Annotated in this window: 16 protein-coding genes; 13 read left to right on the top strand and 3 right to left on the bottom strand. The window is 64.0% G+C overall.

The genetic code is table 11. The features are described from left to right. Positions 1–17 precede the first annotated feature (17 nt). The 5 genes from NCT03_RS25065 to NCT03_RS25045 all read left to right on the top strand — a co-directional run bounded on the left by NCT03_RS25065 (position 18) and on the right by NCT03_RS25045 (position 6484). Positions 18–635 (top strand): flavin reductase family protein, encoded by a 618-nt coding sequence (locus NCT03_RS25065; RefSeq protein WP_250468200.1) that lies wholly within the window; start codon positions 18–20, stop codon positions 633–635. Between the two features lie 383 nt (positions 636–1018). Next, positions 1019–2332, top strand: coding sequence for an MFS transporter (locus NCT03_RS25060; RefSeq protein ID WP_250468199.1), 1314 nt, complete (start codon positions 1019–1021; stop codon positions 2330–2332). 83 nt (positions 2333–2415) lie between these two features. Further along, entirely contained in the window at positions 2416–4104 is a 1689-nt protein-coding gene (locus NCT03_RS25055) for a GMC family oxidoreductase (RefSeq protein ID WP_250494327.1), read from the top strand. Positions 4105–4132: 28 nt separating this feature from the next. Then, positions 4133–5053 carry a TauD/TfdA dioxygenase family protein gene (locus NCT03_RS25050; RefSeq protein WP_244830311.1) on the top strand — a complete coding sequence of 307 codons (921 nt, stop codon included), beginning with the start codon at positions 4133–4135 and terminating at the stop codon, positions 5051–5053. Positions 5054–5062: 9 nt separating this feature from the next. Then, positions 5063–6484, top strand: a complete 1422-nt coding sequence (locus NCT03_RS25045; RefSeq protein ID WP_250494326.1) for an aldehyde dehydrogenase family protein — start codon at positions 5063–5065, stop codon at positions 6482–6484. A 70-nt stretch (positions 6485–6554) separates the two neighbouring features. On the opposite strand, the gene NCT03_RS25040 is transcribed toward NCT03_RS25045, so the two are convergent. Further along, positions 6555–6950, bottom strand: a complete 396-nt coding sequence (locus NCT03_RS25040; RefSeq protein WP_502800418.1) for a BON domain-containing protein — start codon at positions 6948–6950, stop codon at positions 6555–6557. A 15-nt stretch (positions 6951–6965) separates the two neighbouring features. Beyond that, entirely contained in the window at positions 6966–8129 is a 1164-nt protein-coding gene (locus NCT03_RS25035; protein ID WP_250494325.1) for a porin, read from the bottom strand. A gap of 382 nt (positions 8130–8511) precedes the next feature. On the opposite strand from NCT03_RS25035, the gene NCT03_RS25030 reads away from it, so the two are divergent. The 8 genes from NCT03_RS25030 to NCT03_RS24995 all read left to right on the top strand — a co-directional run bounded on the left by NCT03_RS25030 (position 8512) and on the right by NCT03_RS24995 (position 18295). Then, a complete protein-coding gene (locus NCT03_RS25030; RefSeq protein ID WP_250494324.1) occupies positions 8512–9108 on the top strand; it encodes a DUF2889 domain-containing protein in 597 nt (198 codons plus the stop codon). A gap of 135 nt (positions 9109–9243) precedes the next feature. Next, positions 9244–12084 (top strand): winged helix-turn-helix domain-containing protein, encoded by a 2841-nt coding sequence (locus tag NCT03_RS25025; protein ID WP_250494323.1) that lies wholly within the window; start codon positions 9244–9246, stop codon positions 12082–12084. 176 nt (positions 12085–12260) lie between these two features. Next, positions 12261–14150 (top strand): feruloyl-CoA synthase, encoded by a 1890-nt coding sequence (locus NCT03_RS25020; RefSeq protein WP_250494322.1) that lies wholly within the window; start codon positions 12261–12263, stop codon positions 14148–14150. Between the two features lie 44 nt (positions 14151–14194). Next, positions 14195–15334 (top strand): acyl-CoA dehydrogenase family protein, encoded by a 1140-nt coding sequence (locus NCT03_RS25015; protein ID WP_244830299.1) that lies wholly within the window; start codon positions 14195–14197, stop codon positions 15332–15334. Positions 15335–15364: 30 nt separating this feature from the next. Then, complete coding sequence (locus NCT03_RS25010) at positions 15365–16549, top strand: lipid-transfer protein (RefSeq protein WP_250494321.1); 1185 nt, start codon at positions 15365–15367, stop codon at positions 16547–16549. A 28-nt stretch (positions 16550–16577) separates the two neighbouring features. Further along, complete coding sequence (locus NCT03_RS25005; protein WP_250494320.1) at positions 16578–17018, top strand: MaoC family dehydratase N-terminal domain-containing protein; 441 nt, start codon at positions 16578–16580, stop codon at positions 17016–17018. Between the two features lie 12 nt (positions 17019–17030). After that, positions 17031–17447 (top strand): MaoC family dehydratase, encoded by a 417-nt coding sequence (locus NCT03_RS25000; RefSeq protein ID WP_244830293.1) that lies wholly within the window; start codon positions 17031–17033, stop codon positions 17445–17447. A 23-nt stretch (positions 17448–17470) separates the two neighbouring features. Then, positions 17471–18295: an SDR family NAD(P)-dependent oxidoreductase gene (locus tag NCT03_RS24995; protein ID WP_250468187.1), complete on the top strand. Its 825-nt coding sequence runs from the start codon at positions 17471–17473 to the stop codon at positions 18293–18295. An 82-nt stretch (positions 18296–18377) separates the two neighbouring features. Here NCT03_RS24995 and NCT03_RS24990 read toward each other — a convergent pair whose 3' ends face one another. Continuing rightward, positions 18378–19538 carry a CaiB/BaiF CoA transferase family protein gene (locus NCT03_RS24990; protein WP_250494319.1) on the bottom strand — a complete coding sequence of 387 codons (1161 nt, stop codon included), beginning with the start codon at positions 19536–19538 and terminating at the stop codon, positions 18378–18380. Positions 19539–19647 lie beyond the last annotated feature (109 nt).

The following is a 19647-nucleotide window of genomic DNA, read 5'->3' as shown; positions in this document are numbered from 1 at the left end:
ACCCGAAGGAGGACACGATGGCTCAACGCATCTTCCAGACAATCGAACCGAAGATTCTTTACTTCGGCACACCGGTCGCTCTGATCAGCTCGCTCAACGAGGACGGCACGACCAATCTCGCGCCGATGTCGTCGTTCTGGGCGCTCGGCTGGACGCTCATGCTCGGCTTGCTGGACGAGACAAAGACGGCTGAAAATCTCGAACGGCATGCGGAATGCGTGATCAATCTTCCGTCGCCGGAAATGTGGAAGCAGGTCGAAAAACTCGCGCCTCTGACTGGAAAGAACCCCGTCCCCGAGTTGAAGAAAAAGCAATTTCGCTTCGAGAAGTGCAAGTTCGAGGAAGCGGGGTTCACTCAGCTCGCCAGTGATTGCGTGAAGCCTTACCGCGTTGCTGAGTGTCCCATGCATCTGGAGGCTCGCGTGCGTCACATTCACCGAATGGGCGGCGAGCAACTTCAAGCGCTTGGCGGTGGCGTCGCCGCAGAAGTCGAGATCGTTCGCGTGCATGCAGACGAAGCCTTCGTCAAGAACATGCACCATATCGATGCCAAAAAATGGTCACCGCTGGTCTATAACTTCCGCCACTACTTTAGACTCGCCGATCACGAACTCGGAAAGACGTTCAGAGCGTGAGGGTCGAGCAAGGAACTCAGCCGCGTATCCGAACGACGAGACCGCAGACTGATACTTTCTTGCATACACGCCAGCCATTGGCCGCTCTTTGAAGATTCGCGCGAGACACCGGTGCAAGGTCAATTCCTTTCGCGGAAGCCGGAAACCCACGCGCGGTCTTCTGCCCACCGCTCATCCCCGGCCATCAACAAGGTTTTCCCTCCCCTACCTGTTCCGGGTGGGTTGCCTCCCACTGCTAGGTATTACCGTGACGTTACGAAACCGTCATTGGCATGCCGCCGCATGCGGCGAGGCCAGAAAAATACCAAGGAGACAACAATGCAACCCAGGTTCCTCGCGGCCGCTTCAGGCGCCGGCGACAGCGTCTTCCGGCGGGGCTGAGCATGATGTCTCCGCCCGATTTCCAGTCGCGCCCGGCATGGACCATGACCGTCATGCTGACGGCCCTCTCCCTCATCAATTTTCTCGACAAGATCGTGCTGGGTCTGGTGGCCGTGCCGCTGACGGCGGAACTTCATCTGTCGCCGCAGCAGTACGGCCTCGTCGCCGGCAGCTTCTTCTGGCTGTTTTCGGCTTCGACCGTCGTCGTCGGGTTTCTCTCCAACCGCATTGCGACGCGCTGGATTTTGCTCGCCATGGGGCTGGCCTGGGCGGTGCTGCAAGTGCCGCAGGCGCTGACCACGAGCGCACTCGGGCTGCTGGCTTGCCGGGTGATTTTGGGCGCGGCGGAAGGACCGTCGTTTCCGGTCTCCGTGCACGCGCTGTACAAATGGTTTCCCGATCGCAGACGCAATCTGCCGGTGGCTGTAATCAATCAGGGAGCCGCCGCTGGCATGTTGCTGGCCGGGATGCTGATTCCGCTCGTGACGAAGCAATGGGGCTGGCGCATGAACTTCGTGCTGCTCGGCGCAATAGGCATGATCTGGTGCGTGCTTTGGCTATGCTTCGGCCGCGAAGGACCGATCGACGAGAGACGATCAGCGCGCGGCAACCAGCGTACCGTTAATCAATCCGCGCTTGCCTCGTCGCAACGGCTTTCGTATCGCCGCATCCTGACGGACCGTTCGGTCCTCTCCGTGTTCGCGCTCGGCTTCACGGCCTACTGGACACTCGGACTCAGCCTGACCTGGCTGCCCACTTATCTCGAGAAAGGGCTTGGTTTCTCCGGCGTCGAGGCAGGCCGCTGCTTCGCGGCAGTGGTCGCCACGGCGGCGCCCGTGAACCTTGGCCTCAGCTGGATCTCGCAGCGCATGCTGGCAGGCGGCGCATCGAGCCGCCGGGCGCGGGTGCATCCAATCTGCCTGAGCGCCATGGCCGGCGCGCTGGTGTTCGTCTTGCTGATCCTGCTGAATGCGCCGCCCATTCAGAAAGTCGCGCTGCTAGCCATCGCCTGCGCGCTGCCGACACTGAGCTTCACGCTCGCGCCCGCCCTGCTCGCGGAGATAGTGCCGGATAGTCAACGCGGTGCGCTGGTCGCGATCCACACCGCGCTCGCAAGCCTCGGCGCCGCCATTGCACCGGCGGTGATGGGGCGGATCGTGCAGACCCACGGCGGCGGCACTAGCCATGCGTATGAACTCGGCTTCGTCGTGAGTGCCGTCTTGCTGCTTGCCGCCGCGCTCGCCGCGCTGCGCTGGCTTCGTCCCGAGCAGTCCGTGAAGACGTTGCAGCACGTGGCCGCCCGCGCCCCCGCCTGATGGACCTTGCCCCGAGGCCTCCCCACTGCCTTCCGGCGAACAAGCAGCGAAACACCGTGCTCATCTGAACCGCAAACCGAGCCATGAATAGACCTGAGAGAAACCAGCAGCCCGATACGAGCGCTGCGGAGTATGACTACATCGTCGTGGGCGCGGGATCGGCCGGTTGTGCGGTGGCGGCCAGACTGGCCGAAGATCCGTCGGTGAGCGTCGCGCTTCTCGAAGCCGGTCCCCATGACCACCACCTGAGCGTATGGGCGCCTATCGGCCTTGCGGCCACGGTGCGCAAGCGCGGTCCGCGCAACTACGCCTACTACTCCGAGAATCAGCCCGGTCTCGGCGGTCGCCCCTCCTTCCAGCCGCGTGGCCGGGGACTCGGCGGCAGTTCGTCGATCAACGGCATGGTGTACATCCGCGGGCACCGCAGCGACTACGACGCGTGGGCAAAGCTCGGCTGCACCGGCTGGAGCTACGACGACGTACTGCCCTATTTCCGTCGCAGCGAATGCAACCAGCGCTTCCTCGACGACAGCGGTGATCCCTGGCACGGCGGCACCGGCCCTCTGCACGTCAGCGACCTGCGCACGCCCAATCCGTTCTCCCGGCGTTTCGTCGCGGCCGCGTTGCAAGCCGGCTATCGCCCCAACGACGATTTCAACGGCGCGGAGCAGGAAGGCGCAGGGCTCTATCAGGTCACGCAATGGAACGGCGAACGGTGGAATGCCGCGCGCGCGTATCTGCATCGTGGCGACAAGCGCGACCCGAGCCTCAACGGAGGCCGGCCGAATCTTGCCGTGCTCACCGACGCCCAGGCGCTTCGTCTCGTCTTCAAGGGCAAGCGTGCAAGCGGCATTCACGTCGTGCGCGCGGGCGTCGAGCAAACCTTGCGGGCCCGCCGCGAGATCGTGCTCGCTTGCGGCGCGTTCAATTCGCCACAACTGCTGATGACCTCCGGCATTGGTCCGGCCCAACATCTACGCAGCGTAGGCATCGACGTGATTCACGACCTGCCCGGCGTCGGCGAAAACCTGCAGGACCATCTCGACGTCATCGTCAACAAGCAGGTGAGGTCGACGGACCTCTATGGCTATTCAGCCGGCGGCTTCCTGCGTCTCATGTCCGAGATCGTGCGATACCGGCGCAACCGCACGGGCATGGTCAGCTCCAACTTCGCCGAAGCGGGTGCGTTCGTCAAGACGCGTCACGACCTTGCCGTGCCCGACGTGCAACTGGCCTTCGTGCTGGCGCTGCTCGGCGATCGCAACAAAACCAAGCGCTCGAAGCTCGGACACGGCTATTCCTGTCATGCATACGTCCTGCGGCCCGAGAGCCGCGGTCATGTCCGTCTGCGCACGGCCGACATGCGCGATGCTCCGTCGATCGACCCGCGCTTTCTCTCCGCCGAAGCGGACATGGACGCGCTCGTTGCGGGCGTCAAAATCGTGCGCCGCATCTATGCGCAACCCGCTCTGGCCGATGCAGGCGGCAAAGAAATGCTCACCGACGACTTCGGACCCGACGGCTCGAACGAAGACGCGATCCGTGCGTTCGTGCGCAGTCAGGCCGACAGCGTCTATCACCCGGTCGGCACCTGCAAGATGGGCATCGACACGCAGGCGGTCGTCGATCCAAGCCTGCGCGTGCGCGGCATCGACGGTCTGCGCGTGGCGGACGCGTCGATCATGCCGACGCTCATCGGCGGCAACACGAACGCGCCGGCCATCATGATCGGCGAAAAGGCGGCGGACTTGGTCCGCGCCGCAAACAGATAGATTCGGACAGCTTCAAATGGAGCATCACATGCAAGCAATCGAAACCGCACCCGCGTTCAACACGACGCACGCCGTACCCGAAAGATGGCCCTTCGCGGTGGAGCGTCACACGCCGACGATCGGCGCGACGATCGAAGGCGTCGACCTGCGCGATCCGCTCGACGACGACACCTGTCTCGCCTTGCGCCGCGCGCTGCTCGAATACAAGGTCCTGTTTTTCCGCGATCAGGACATCACGCCGGCCCAACATGTGGCGCTGGCGCGGCGCTTCGGCGAACTGGAGATCCACCCGGCGTTTCCGCATCACCCGGAGCATCCCGAATTGGTGATCCTCGGGCGCAACGAAACGCGCCGTGGACGCGAAAACATCTACCACTCGGATGTATCGTGGCGTGACATTCCATCCATGGGTTCGATGCTGCGCTGCGTGCAATGCCCGGACGTGGGCGGCGACACGATCTGGATCAACATGGTCGCGGCCTATGCGAACCTTCCCGAGGAGATCAAGGCACGCATCGCTCACCTCGAAGCCGTCCACGACATTCTGCCGCTGTTCGGCACGGCGTTGCCGAAGGACCAGCATCCCGTCATGCGCCAGAAGTTTCCGCCGGTCACGCATCCGGTGGTGCGCGTGCACCCGGAAACCGGCGAGAAGGTTCTCTACGTCAATGAGGCCTTTACCACGCATCTATCGAACTACGGGCACGTGACGGCTGAGGCTTATCGCGTCGGCTTCGACTACAAGCTCGCCGAGATGGATCTGCTGCAATACCTGTTCCGTCAAGCTCAGGCGCCCGAATACCAGGTTCGTCTCAAGTGGAGGCCCAACACGATCGCCTTCTGGGACAACCGCGCCTGTCAGCACTACGCCGTGCAGGACTACTTCCCCGCGCCGCGCCATATGATGCGCGCCACGGTAATCGGCGACCGTCCGGTCGGCATAGCCTGAGGAGACGGCATGACAATATTGAACACGTTCTACATCGGCGGCGCGTGGGTCGAGCCGTGCGCCGGCAGCACGCTGATGGATATCGTCGATCCCGTCACCGAGGAACCAACCGGCAAGCTCGCGATGGGCACGGCAGCCGATGCCGACCGCGCCGTGGCCGCGGCGCGCGCTGCGTTCCCAGCGTGGTCAGCGACGAGCCGCGAGGAACGCATCGCCTTGCTCGAACGGGTGATCGAAAGGTATCGCGCCCGTCTCGACGATCTTGCCGACGCCGTGCGCCGCGAGATCGGCGCGCCCATCGCACTGTGCAGGCACTTGCAGGCGCCGATCGGCCTCGCGCAGCTTCAGGCGGCCCTTGAAACCCTGCGTCATTTCGAATTCGAGACGAATCACGGCAAGAGCGATGTACGCCGCGAAGCGATCGGCGTTGCCGCACTCATCACCCCGTGGAACTGGCCTCTGAACCAGATCACCGCTAAGGTCGCGCCTGCGCTCGCGGCGGGCTGCACCATCGTGTTGAAGCCTTCCGAGATCGCCCCGTTCGACGCCGTCGTTTTCGCGGAAATCATGCATGAAGCGGGCGCGCCGGCAGGCGTCTTCAACATGATCTTCGGCGAAGGACGGGTCGTGGGCGAGCATTTGTCCGCGCATCGCGACGTGGACATGGTGTCGATCACCGGTTCGACGCGCGCTGGCATCGAAGTCGCCATGAGCGCCGCGCCGACAGTCAAGCGAGTCGCTCAGGAGCTTGGCGGCAAGTCGCCGCTCCTGATCCTCGACGACGCCGACCTCAAGGCCGCAGTGACGAGCGGCGTCGCACAATGCATGGCCAACTCGGGGCAGACGTGTGTCGCGCCCACCCGCATGCTGGTGCCGCGCGACCGTTACGAAGAGGCCGTGACGATTGCCGCCGCCGTTGCCAACGCAGTGACGGTTGGCGACCCGGCCGATCCGGCCACGAAGATGGGACCGATCTCCAACCGCGCCCAGTATGACAAAGTGCAGCGAATGATTCGCACCGGGCTCGAAGAAGGCGCGCGGCTCGCGGCGGGCGGCGTGGGCCGGCCGGAAGGCATCTCGCGAGGTTTCTATGCGCGCCCCACCGTCTTTGCCGATGTTCACAACGGCATGAAGATCGCGCGTGAAGAGATTTTCGGCCCTGTGCTGGTGTTGATCGCCTACGACGATGAGGAAGAAGCCATCGCTATCGCCAACGACACGGACTTCGGGCTTGCGGGTTATATCGCCACCGGCGATGCACAACGGGCCCGGCGCATCGCAACGCGGCTGCGCGTGGGATCGGTGCGGATCAATGGCGCCATGATGGACATCACCGTGCCCTTCGGCGGCTATAAAACTTCCGGCAACGGGCGCGAATGCGGAGCGGAAGGGCTGGCCGAGTTTCTGGAATGCAAGTCGGTCACTGCCTGACGGAACACGTGAATCGGTGGAAAGAAAGGCCTGCAGCACGAGGCCTTTCTCATGGCGCCGCGAAGCGCCCTCAAATCGTGGACAAGGTCAGCGCGTTCTTCACTGACTTCACGCCCTCCACGCCTTCGGCCACTTGAGTGGCCAGTCTGATCTGCGCCTCTTCCGGTACGGTGCCTTCCAGTATCACCGCCCCTTCAGACGCGCGAACCGTGATGCTGGCAACCCGCAGCCCCCGAGTTTTGCTGAGTGCGCGGAGCACGCTCTTTTGCAACGCCCGGTCGGCCGCCTTGCTGGCTGCTTTGCTTGCCTTCGCATCCGATGCCGGCACGGAGGACGCGGCATAACTACTCTGAGCGTGCGCACCGGAAGACCCGCCTATGGAAGCCGCCAGCATGAAAGCAGCGCCGACGAGCCGCATCGCTTTAATCGATTGCATCAGGATTTCCTTTCTCTCTTTGGTTGTCATGAACGAACCCCATCGTCAGAAACGATGTGTCATGCCAACGAGTCCCAGAACCTGTTTCGAGCCGCTGACGACTCCCGCCACGCCGGGCCAGCTCATGTTTGCGCTGCCGTTGTTCTTCACGTACCCGGCGCGCATATAAAAACTGGTGCGCTTCGAAATGTTGTGGTCGACGCCGACCTCGACACCGAGGCTATTGTCGTGAACGCCGCGCACGACGCGTTGAATGCCCGCAAGTTCAACGGTATCGAAAGGCGTGGCCTGAATCGTCGCGCCCAGCTCCATGATGCTGTACGAATGCACCAGAGTCCCGAACGGCAGACTCACTGCGGGCGTCACTGTTACCAGCGCGCCATCTGGCACATCCTTGGGGCGGTTGTAGGAATAGTTGAACTGGAAGTTCACGATGCCCAGCCGATACGCCAGCGCCCCGGTGAAATGCTCGGTCGCCATCAACGGGAACGATGTCAAGAGGGAAGGCGCGGCAGGCACCAGCGGCGCGGTCTCGTTCGAGCCGTGCTGATACTGATAGCCGACGCCCGCGTAAAAGCCGTAACCGGAATAGCTCGCGGCCAGGTCGAGCATGTTGCCTGAAGTGACGGTCACTGGCTGGGTCGTGGCAGACGCCAGCGCGTACATCGCATAGAGGTGAACGCCGCTCAGGTCCGGCGAGAGATAAACGATCGAACTGCTGGTTCGCCCGGACACGTACTGGGTCGCGAGAGTGGCGCGATCGGTGGCGCCGGCGAGATCGGCTGCGGCCAGCGGCGACAACGCTTCGTTGCCGCGGAACGGGTCCGTGAAATACACCGCCCAGAAGCTGGGCTGATATTGACGCCCGAAGCTCAACTGGCCGTAGGTGTCGTGCTTCAATCCTACCCAGGACTGCCGGTAGAACATGGCGGTGCTGTCGGCGAAGTAAGTGCCGTTATTCGTGTTGTACCCGCTCTCGACATCGAACACCGCCTTCAGCCCGTTGCCGAGGTCTTCCGAACCCTTCAGGCCGACCAGCGAACCTGTCGACCCGCCGCTTCGCTCGGCATATGAATGCCGTCCACCGTTATCCAGATACTGTACGAACACGTCCGCGACGCCGTACAGGGTCACGCTCGACTGCGCGGAAGCCGCCCCGGCGGCGAGCATCAAAACAGCCCCGAATACAGGTCTGATCCTGAAACGCATGCATGTCTCCCTTTGTCGTTCTGAATCCGGTGAACATGAGCAATGCCAAGGTGTGTCGACCGTGGCCAGCCAACACGCATCGAGCCGATGCCGCGGATCGCCACGTCGGCGCGCGGGCCCAAGATCGACGTCTCTGTTGTCGCGAGTCAATATTGCGGGGACCGCCGGACGGAACCACTACCCGAACCGAGGGGGGACGGGAATACCCCGAGCGAGGCAAGGGCGAGCGGCACTCGACGCCTACCCGAAAGAGGGGGCGGCAAAAGCGCGCCGCGCCGTTACGCTCGACAGAACCGGTCATCAGCGTGCCGATGCCCCCGGGCATTGGTTCTTGCATGACCCATGCGTTGATCTGCTGCACTTATCCTTGAGCGAGGTGGCAATGTCCGCGATTCAATCCATGCCCGTCACGCGGCGGCCTGTGCATACCCGACGCATCGAGTGTGCGGGTTATGAAAGAAGCGACGGCCTGTTCGATATTGAAGGCCACATGATCGACACCAAGGCCGACGACGCCAATCTGATCTTCAAGGTCGTGCCGGCCGGCTCGCCAATTCACGACATGCGTATCGTCGTGACCGTCGACAGCAGGCTCGTGATCCATCGCATAGAGGCTCGCACCGAGGCCGCGCCAAGCCGCTATTGCGCGGAGATCAACGCGGCCTACGCGTGCCTCGCGGGCGTGGCAATCGGCGCGGGATTCATGAAGGAAGTAAGACGCCGCCTTGCCGGGACAAGCGGTTGCACGCATCTGAGCGAACTGCTCGGGCCAATTGCGACGACCGCTATCCAGACGCTCATAGGCTTGCGCGCCAGCGGAAAGGTCCGTCAAGAGCAGTCCGACCAAGCCGACATGCCAATGCTCGACACCTGCCATGCGTGGCGCGCGGACGGCGAGGTCGTGCGTTTCGTCTCCCGGCGCAAGCGCGAGCGCGAAGCTTCTCAGACTGTTCCTTCACGCGCCGGTAAAATATCGTAGTTGCACGATCTCGACCGCCCCGCCCCGGCGTGAAAATCCGCGACTAGCGCTGCGCTACAATAAGCCGGTCATCATTTTGTCTTCTGGCAGGCGCCGCTCAGGCGCCTAACCGGAACGCGCAAGGCGCAGGTCAGCATGCCGCAGAATTCTCCTTTCGAGGACCGTCCGCTCTCGCGCCGCCTGCAAAACGGCAGGATCGAACCCAACACCGAATCCCGTCTGGTCGCACCGCGCGGCGCCGCACGCATCGTTGCGCGCGAGCGCTTGCTCGCCCGGTTGCTCGACGCGCGCCGCAGTCGTTGCGTGATTCTTCAAGGTCCCGCCGGTTGCGGCAAAACGAGTGTCGTGATTGCGTGGCGCGAGGCCTTGCTGTCGCTCAGTTTCGACATCGCGTGGCTCACCCTCGCACCGGAAGACAACGACCTCGCCCACTTTTTCGATTGCCTCGTCGCCAGCCTCGCGCACGTCGATCCCGCCATCTCCCGCGAAGCCGGGCTGCTGGGCGGTCGTGGACTGGATGACGAAGCCGTCGAACGCACCGTCATCGCGCTCGTGCGCGGCATCGCCGGTCATCCCGGAGACGTCGTGCTGGTGCTCGACGACCTGCATCATCTCGCCAACGCACGCAGTCACGAAGCGTTGCAATGGCTCCTCGATTACGCGCCGCCCAACCTTCACCTCGTGCTCGTTTCGCGTGGCAGCGTGCCACTCTCGCTTGGCCGGACGCGCGACGAGGGACTCGTGCTCGAACTGGACATGCGCGATCTTCGCTTCACCGCTGCGGAATCCGAACAATTCCTGAGAGAGCAGCTCGGTGAAATCAATCCGCGAGATGCCCGCTACACGCATGAGCAGACGGATGGCTGGGTCGCCGGCCTGCAACTGTGCGCGATGCGCTTGAAAAAGAGAAAACCAGGCGCGGCGGATATCGCCGGAGCCGATCTCTCGACGCACGGTAGGCTTCAGGACGCGCGCGGCCTTACCGAGTACTTCGAGCGGGAAGTGTTGTCGCGCCTTGCGCTTGCCGAGGTCGAGTTGCTGATTCGAATTTCGGCCTGCACGCTGTTTTGCGCGCCGCTGTGTATTGCGTTGATCGGAGACGAACAGACAGCGGGCGAAGTGCGCGTGCGGCTGGCGAGGCTTGAAAGCGACAACCTCTTCATTGCGCCCATCGAAAGCGCGGGCAGCGAAACGTGGTATCGGCTCAACCCGCTCTTTCGCGAGACCCTGCTCGAACGCTTTCAGGCGCGCAGCGAAGTGCATCGACGTGCCGTGCATCGGGCGGCATGGACCTGGTTTCGCGATCACGATCATCCCGACGAGGCGGTGCGCCACGCATTGCTCGCGGGCGAAGCGGCCGCCGCGGCCGATCTCGTCCAGTGCGTTGCCCGCACCATGCAGGTCGCCGGGAAACTGCGCAAGCTCGTCGGGCTCATGCGGCTGCTCCCATGCGTCGAGGTTCAGGCTCGCATCGGTCTGCGGCTCCTGATGGCGCATCTGCATCTGTATGCGCGCGAATTCGGCGCCTGCGCGGCGGCCATCGCGCGACTGCACGACGACATTCCTTTCGCCGACACTCAATCGCGCTACCGCCTGGCTCTTTTGCGCACGGCGCTTGCCGTGCAACGCGACGACCCCGACGCCGCCGCCTCGATGTTGCCGCAACTGCTGGACATTCCCGCCGACGCGGACAGTCTCGCGACGGGCGCGCGCACCAACCTGCTCTCGTGGATCCACATGCGCCACGGCGCGTACGAAGAGGCGCGGCGCGTGCAGACGCAGTCGGCGCAACTGCTCTTCGAAGGCGCACCGCTTTCCGGCACGCCAGCGGGCGCATTGAACGGCCGCTGCATGATCGGATTCAGCCATGCGCTGGAAGGCAGGTTCGTGCAGGTCGAGCGCATTGCCCGCGACGTACTCTGCAAGGCCGACAGACTCGGCAGTGCGGCCGCCGAAGCCGCATGTTTCGCCGCCGCGTTGCTGGCCGAAGCGCTCTACGAGTTCGGCGAACCCGGCGCCGCGCGCAAGCTGCTTGAAGAGCGTATCGACGTGCTGGAGCGTGTCTCCATCCCCGACTCCGTGCTGCGCGTGTTCACCGTGCTTTCGGCGGTGCACTGGACGACCGGGCATCGGCTGAACGCGTTCGCATACCTCGAACGGCTTGAACGATACGCGACGCAACACGGCCTCGTGCGGCTCGTCGCTCATGCCGTGGCAGAACAGACGCGGCGTCATCTTTCATGCGGACAGTTCGACGCGGCGCAAGCGGGACTGACCCGCCTCGACACGATGGCCGCGCACAGCGACGCCGCCCCTTCCACGACCGTCGCGGAGATTCGGGCGATGGCGGCACGCGGGCAGATCGACTGGTGCATGGCGCACGAAGACTGGGAAAGCGCGGCACTGCGTCTGCAATCGCTCATTCCGTTTTACGAAGCGCACGGCTGGCAGCGGCACGTTGCCTGTCTGCAAATGCAGTCGGCATTGGTCGATGAGCGGCGCGGCCGACCGGACGCGGCGCGCGTGGCCGTGCTGGCCGCATTGCGGCGCGGACACCGGCTCGGTCTCATACGCAGTTTGCTCGATACGGACCCCGGCGCCCTCGATCTCATCACTCATGTCGAGCAGAGTGAACCGCACGATCCCGTGCTTTCCTTTTACGTGGACCGATTGCATGCCGCGCAACAAGGCGCGCCGCGCAGCGGTGCCAAGCCGGCCGCGCGGCTCAACAACGCGGGCGGGAGCATCGACACGTTGAGCGAACGCGAAACGCGCGTGGTCGGATTGCTGGCGCACGCGCTGCCGAATAAGAAAATCGCGCGCACGCTCGGCATTTCGCCCGAAACCGTCAAGTGGCATCTGAAAAACATCTACGGGAAGCTCGGCGTGGCAAGCCGCGACGAAGCGGTCGCGCGCGTGCGCGATCTCGAACTGAGCAACGCGACGCTGGGCAGTGCCGCCAGTGGAGCAGGCTGACGAGCCCTGATTCGTTCTTGCGCAGCCACGCCACCCGCCTTGGGTGGTTCCGTCGCAGCCGCAACGCACTATCCTTCGATTCAAGGGGTAGTGCGTAATCATTGCGCACACAAAACTCCACGAAATAACGCCGGTGCGCGCCGCGGTGCGCACTGAAGCCAAGGAGACAGGCGTAAATGAGTACGCTGATGGATGACGTATCTGCAGTAGCGCCTTATCGTCCCGTGCGTTTCCCGGAGCGCCGGCCGCACATCGAGCACCGTCCCGACGGCACGCTTATCCTCAGTTCGGCGAGCGCGCCGCCGGTCATTGCCGAGCGCAGCTTTGCCGCGTTCATTCCCGCGTGGGCCGAGCGTCGCGGCGACGACACGGCATTCGCCGAGCGCGATGCAACGGGCGCATGGCGCACCATTAGCTGGCGCGAACTGTGGGTACAAGTCCAGACGGTTGCCGCCGCGCTGCTCGAAATGGGACTTGGTCAGCAGCGTCCCGTGATCCTGCTATCAGGCAATTCGATCGAGCAGGCGGTATTGCTGCTCGCGGCCGAATACGTCGGCATTCCAAGTGCGCCTGTGTCGCCTGCTTATTCGCTCGTCAGCCGGGACTTCGCGCGTCTCAAAGGCGTGCTGCGAATGGTTCCGCCCGCCACGGTGTTCGTGCAGGATGCGGCGCAGTTCGCGCGCGCGCTTGCCGCTCTCGCCGCTTCGGGCGTCGCGGGCACATCGATCATCACCGTGCGCAACGCCGCGCCCGGCCACCGCACCTGGGCCGACTTGCTCGCCAGCGGATTGACGCACGCGCGCAGCGCCGCCGTCGCGGCAGCGCATGCATCGATCGACGGCGCCCACACCGTTCGCGTGCTGTTCACCTCGGGCTCGACCGGTGTTCCGAAGGGCGTGCCGCTCACCTACGGCAACTTCAGGGCAGTCGCGTCCTACTACGCCGACAACCTCGGCTGGCTGCTGGAATCGCCACCGGTCTTTCTCGACTGGCTGCCCTGGCACCACGGTCTGGGCGGCGTGCTCAATCTCGGCCGTTCGATTCAGTTCGGCGCGACCCACTATATCGACGACGGCCGGCCGCTTCCGGGCCTGATCGAGCGCACGGTTCGCAATCTGCGCGACGTCTCGCCCACCGTGTTCACGAGCGTTCCCTCGGCGTGGGCCGTACTGGCGGGCGAACTCGAACGTGACCCCGTGCTCGCGCGGAGCCTGTTCGCCGACGTCCAGTATTTCGGCTATGGCGGGGCCAGCCTTCCCGCCGACGTATGGAATCGCATCCAGCGCGTCGCCGTCGATACCATCGGCCGGCGCATCGTCTTTTCGACCGGTCTCGCCTGCACGGAAACGAGCGGCATGGGCACCTATTGTGGCTGGCCGTCGAAGAACCTCGGCAACATCGGCGGCCCGGTGCCCGGCTCCGAAGTGAAGCTGGTGCCGCTCGACGGCGGCGACGGACGCTACGAGATCCGCATGCGCGGCGCGAATGTCTTCGGTGGCTATCTCGACAATCCGGAACTGAGCGCGGCCGCGTTCGATTCAGAAGGATTCTTCCGCCTCGGCGATGCCGTCCGTCTGGCCAATCCGGAAGATGCGGGCGAAGGCCTGCTCTTCGCCGGCCGCGTGGTCGAAGACTTCAAGCTCACCAACGGCACCTGGGTACGCACGGGCGCCGTCCGTCTCGGTTTGCTCGAACTGTGCGCCCCGCTCATTTCGGACGCGGTGATCTGCGGTCACGATCACGACTATCTCACCGCGCTTGCATGGCCGAACGTGGCCGCCTGCAAACGGCTCGCCCCCGAGCTTGCCGAACTGGACGCGGAAGCGCTCGCCCGGCATCCGCTCGTGGTGGCCGCGCTGCGCGAACGCCTCGTCACTCAGCGAGGCGGTGGCGCCAGCCGCACCATCGAACGCGTGATGCTGATGGCGGAACCGCCTTCCATCGACGCCAACGAGATCGCCGAAAAAGGCTACGTCAATCAGGCCGTCACCCGCGCGCGGCGCGCTCATCTGATCGAGCCTCTCTTTCACGCCGAGCCGGCCGCGCATATCGCCTGCGCACGGTAAGCCTCACACCCGGATCAGGCGGATCTTTTCTCAGGAACTTAGTCATGCACATTACTCGAACCGTCTTCCGCGACGATCACGAAATGCTGCGCACCAGCGTGCGCCGCTTTCTGGAACGGGAATGCGTTCCGAAACAGGCCGAATGGGACAAGACCGGCCGCGTCGATCGCGAAACCTGGCTGAAGGCGGGCCGTGAAGGACTGCTGTGCCTGACGCTGCCAGCCGAATACGGCGGCGGCGGCGGCGATTTCGGGCATGCGGCCGTGCTTAACGAAGAAGTGAATCGCGCGGGCCTGAGCGGGCTGGGCTTCGGCGTTCACTCGGACGTCATCGCGCCTTATATCGCGCGCATCGGCAGCGAAGAGCAAAAGCAGAAGTGGCTCCCCAAAGTCTGCTCGGGCGAGGCAATTCTCGCCATCGCAATGACCGAACCGGGTACTGGCAGCGACCTCAAGTCCGTGCGGACGAGCGCCGTGCGCGATGGCGACGAGTACGTCATCAACGGCAGCAAGACCTTCATCAGCAATGGTCTGAATGCCGACCTGATCATCGTGATCTGCAAAACAGACCCGAGCGCGGGTTCGAAGGGCGTGAGCCTGATCGTGGTCGAGGCAACTCGTCCGGGATTTCGCCGTGGCCGCAAGCTCGACAAGGTCGGCATGCACGGGCAGGACACCGCCGAGTTGTTCTTCGACGACGTGCGCGTTCCGGTCGCCAACCGTCTCGGCGAGGAAGGTCAGGGCTTTGCCTACCTGATGGGTGAACTGCCGCAGGAGCGTTTGTCCATCGCCATCGGCGCGGCGGCGAAGCTCGAAGCCTGTCTCGAACATACGCTGAACTATGTGAAGGACCGCCGCGCCTTCAATCAGACCGTATGGGACTTCCAGAACACGAAGTTCAAGCTTGCCGACATCAAGGCCCAGGCCACGGCCGTGCGCCTGATGGTCGATCACTATCTGGCGGAGCACGTGCGCCGTCGCCTGACGCTCGAAGAAGCCGCCATCGCCAAGCTCTACGCCACCGAGACTCTTGGCAAGGCGCTCGACGAGATGGTGCAGCTTCACGGCGGCTACGGCTACATGCTCGAGTACCCCGTCGCACGCGCCTTCGCCGATGCGCGCGTGAACCGCATTTATGGCGGCACGAGCGAGGTCATGCGCGACCTCATCTCCCGCAAGCTGTAAGTCGAACCTTCTTTTCCACGGAGCAGTGATATGACTCGTAACGTCTTCGTCGCCGGCGTCGGCATGATCCCGTTCAAGAAACCCGGCACCAGCGACACCTACGACGTGATGGGCGCCGGCGCGGTTCGCCAGGCACTGGCCGATGCCGGGCTCGACTACGCCGACGTCCAGCAGGCCTACGCCGGTTACGTCTACGGCGATTCGACCTGCGGTCAGAAAGCGCTCTACCGCGTGGGCATGACCGGCATTCCGGTCATCAACGTCAACAACAACTGTGCAACCGGTTCGTCGGCGTTGTTCCTCGCCCGTCAGGCCGTCCAGAGCGGCGCGGTGGACTGCGCGCTTGCGGTCGGCTTCGAATTCATGCAGCCGGGCGCGCTGTCATCGAAGTGGAGCGACCGCGCACCGGCGCTCGAACGCGCGCTGGATCTGGTCAACGAACTGGTCGACCGAACCGATCTGCCGTCTGCCATCCGCCAATTCAGCGGCGCGGGCCGGGCGCACATGGAGAAGTACGGCACCCGCCTCGAAACCTTTGCCAAGATTCGCGCGAAGGCGAGCCAGCATGCGGCGCGCAATCCGCTCGCCGTGTTCCGCAATGTCGTGACGCCGGAAGACGTGCTGGCCTCGCCGATGATCTGGGAAGGCGTGCTGACGCGCCTGATGGCCTGTCCGCCGACTTGCGGGGCAGCTGCGGCGATCGTCGTGTCGGAGGCGTTCGCGCGGCGGCACGGCTTGCGCACCGACGTGCTGATCGCCGGCCAGTCTCTCACCACCGACGAGCCGAGCACTTATGACAGCCGCGACATGATCCGCGTGGTCGGCTTCGACATGACGCGCTCCGGCGCGAAGCTCGCGTACGAGCAGGCAGGCGTCGGTCCCGAAGACATCGACGTAATCGAATTGCACGACTGCTTCGCGCAGAACGAGTTGTTGACCTACGAGGGCCTTGGTCTGTGTGCCGAAGGCGATGCGGAAAAACTCGTCAACGACGGCGACAACACATACGGCGGCAAGTGGGTGGTCAATCCCTCGGGCGGGCTCTTGTCCAAGGGTCATCCGCTCGGCGCGACCGGCCTTGCTCAGTGCTACGAGCTGACCCATCAGATGCGCGGCACGGCCGACGAACGTCAAGTGAAAGGCGCGAAGGTCGCGCTGGCGCATAACCTCGGGCTCGGCGGCGCGTGCGTCACGACCGTGTACAAGGCCGCCTGATGCCGCGCCTTCCGATGGAGTATCCGACATGATCGACAAGAAGCACATCGGCCTGGTGATTCCGGCCTTTCGTACCGTGGCCGAAGCGGGACGACTGCGCTTTTTCGCGAAGGCGATCGGCGAGACCAACCCGATCTATTTCGATGAATCGGCGGCGCGCGATGCCGGCCACCCCGGCCTGCCACTGCCGCCCACCTTCCTGTTTTCACTGGAACTCGAGCAGCCCGATAAAAGCTGGCGCGACGAGATCGGCATTCAGGTCGCGCGCATCCTGCACGGCGAGCAGTCGTTCACCTATCACCGTCTGGCCTATGCGGGCGACGTGCTGCGCTTCGAGTGCCGCATCGCCGACACCTACGACAAGAAAGGCGGCGCGCTCGATTTCGTGGTGCGCGAAACGCGTGTGACCAACCAGCATGGCGAGCATGTCGCGGATCTACGCAGCGTGCTCGTGCATCGCAACGGCTGAGGAGAAACCCGAATGACACCATTGAGTTTCGATGACATCGAGGTGGGCGACACACTGCCGCCGCTCACGCTGGCGCCCGTCGACCGCACGACGCTGGCGCTTTTCGCAGGCGCATCCGGCGATCACAACGCGGTGCACATCGACCTCGATTTTGCACGGCGTGCCGGCATGCCCGACGTTTTTGCGCACGGCATGTTGTCGATGGCCTGGCTCGGCCGCCTGCTGACGCTGTGGACCGACCAGCGCAATCTGCGGCACTTCGGCGTGCGCTTCGTCGGCATCACGCAACTGGGACACCGGATCACGTGCAGCGGACGGGTCGTCGACAAATCCGAGGCGAATGGCGAACGTCTCGTGAAGGTCGAGATCCAGACCACCAATCAATACGGCGAGCCGCGCGTCCTGGGCGACGCGTCGATCGCACTGTAGTTTCGTTCATCGAGGAGAAAGATATGGGCAAGCTTGACGGCAAAGTGGCACTCGTCACCGGTTCCGGACGTGGTATTGGCCGCGCCATCGCGGAGAAACTGGCAAGCGAAGGCGCGCGTCTCGTGATCAACGACCTCGACGCCGAGCCGGCGCACGAAACGGTCGAGGTTTTGAAGAAGATGGGCACGCAGGCCGTCGCGGTCGTCGGCAACGTAAGCGCGCCCGACTTCGCCGACCGCTTCATCGGCACGGCGATGAACACGTTCAAGGGCATCGACATCATCGTCAACAATGCCGGCTATACGTGGGACGACGTGGTCCAGAAGATGACCGACGAACAGTGGTACGCGATCATCGACTGTCACATGACCGCGCCGTTTCGCATTCTGCGCGCCGCCTATCCGCATGTGAAGGCGTTGCATGCCGCCGACAAGGAAGCCGGGCGCGACGTATATCGCAAGGTCGTGAATATTTCGTCGGTATCGGCGCTCACCGGCAATGCCGGGCAGATGAACTATTCGTCGGCGAAAGCGGGCGTGATCGGCATGACGCGTGCGCTGAGCCGCGAGTGGGGGCGCTTCAACGTCAATGTGAACTGCGTGGCGTTCGGGCTGATTCACACGCGCATGACGAAGGCGGATGCGGATTCCGGCGCGACGGTCAGGATCGAAGGGCGCGATATTCGCGTGGGCGTGAATGCGGAGCGGCTAAAAGCGCACGCGATGAGCAATCCCCTGGGACGCGGGGGCACGCCGGAAGAAGCGGCTGGCGGCGTGTATCTGTTTTGCTCGCCCGAGTCGAACTACATCACGGGGCAGACGGTGGCGGTAGCCGGCAATCTGCAGTGATGCGGGCAGTGACATGAACGCGCAACGGTCCGGCTCGAAGCCGGACCGTTTTTTTTTGCTACCGCGTATGACTCGGACGGGCTCAGTCCTCTGCCTGAAAGCCGACCCCGTGAAGGCGCATGCGATCGATGGCGGCGTCGTCGAACCCCCAATCGTGCAACGCACGCAGCCCCCCTTCACCGCGTTGCGGCGCGGCGCGCGTGACTTTCGAAGGCGTGCGAGAAAAACGCGGTGCGGGTGCAGGCTGAACCACGCCAGCCACCTCGACGAAACTGCCGCGCGCCTGATGCTGCGGATGAGCCGGCGCTTCCGAAAAGCTCAAAACTGGCGCGACACACGCGTCGCTACCTTCGAACACGGCGCACCATTCATCGCGCGTGCGTTCGAGAAAGGCCGCCGCGAAGCGTTCGCGCAGAACCGGCCAGCCGCTGCGATCGTGCTGCTCCGGCAATCCCGCGTCCGCGAGGCCGAGCTTCGTGAGGAATTCGGCATAGAAACGCGACTCGACCGCGCCGACCGTCATGTATTGACCATCGCGAGTGCGGTAGCTGTCGTACCAGGGCGTGCCACCATCCAGCAGATTGCTCTCGCGCTCCTCGCGCCAGTTGCCCGAAGCGAGCATGCCCCAAAAGATCGAACCCAGTTGCGCCGCGCCTTCGATCATCGCGGCATCGACTACCTGACCTTCGCCGCCACGCTGAACGTCGAAGAGCGCCGCCACCACGCCCAGCGCGAGAAGCATGCCGCCACCGCCGTAGTCGCCGACAAGATTCAGCGGCGGCACCGGCGCTCCGTCGGCGCGGCCGATGCCGGACAGCACGCCGGACAGCGCGATGTAGTTCAGATCGTGCCCCGCGCGCGCGGCGAGCGGACCCGTTTGCCCCCAACCGGTCATGCGTCCATACACGAGTCGCGAGTTGCGCGACAGTGCGGCTTGCGGGCCGAGCCCAAGGCGTTCCATGGTGCCGGGCCGAAAGCCTTCGATCAGCACATCGGCGCGGGAAATAAGATCCAGCGCGGCTTCGGCCGCTTCGGGTTGCTTCAGATCCAGCGTAACCGAACGACGACCGCGCCCCGTGACATCCGCACGGTTGCCGTTGGTCTTCGGACCCAGATCGGCGTGCGGACGGGGCCGGTCGACTCGCAAGACATCCGCGCCCATGTCGGCCAGCAACATGGCGCCGAACGGCCCCGGACCGATCGCCTCGAATTCCAGCACGCGTACACCGCTCAAAACACCCATCGTTCCTCCCTTGTCGATTTTGCATGACGGTGCGTTCGGCGCACCGCGGTAGATCGGCTTTCCGTCTTCCGGATGACGGCCTCGATTCAGTGGAAGTAAGCCAGAATGC

The organism is Caballeronia sp. GAWG1-1 (genome assembly GCF_023631465.1).
Taxonomy (GTDB): Bacteria; Pseudomonadota; Gammaproteobacteria; order Burkholderiales; family Burkholderiaceae; genus Caballeronia.
Note: the sequence above shows the minus strand (reverse complement) of the source record. Positions and strands in the feature narration are given on the sequence as shown.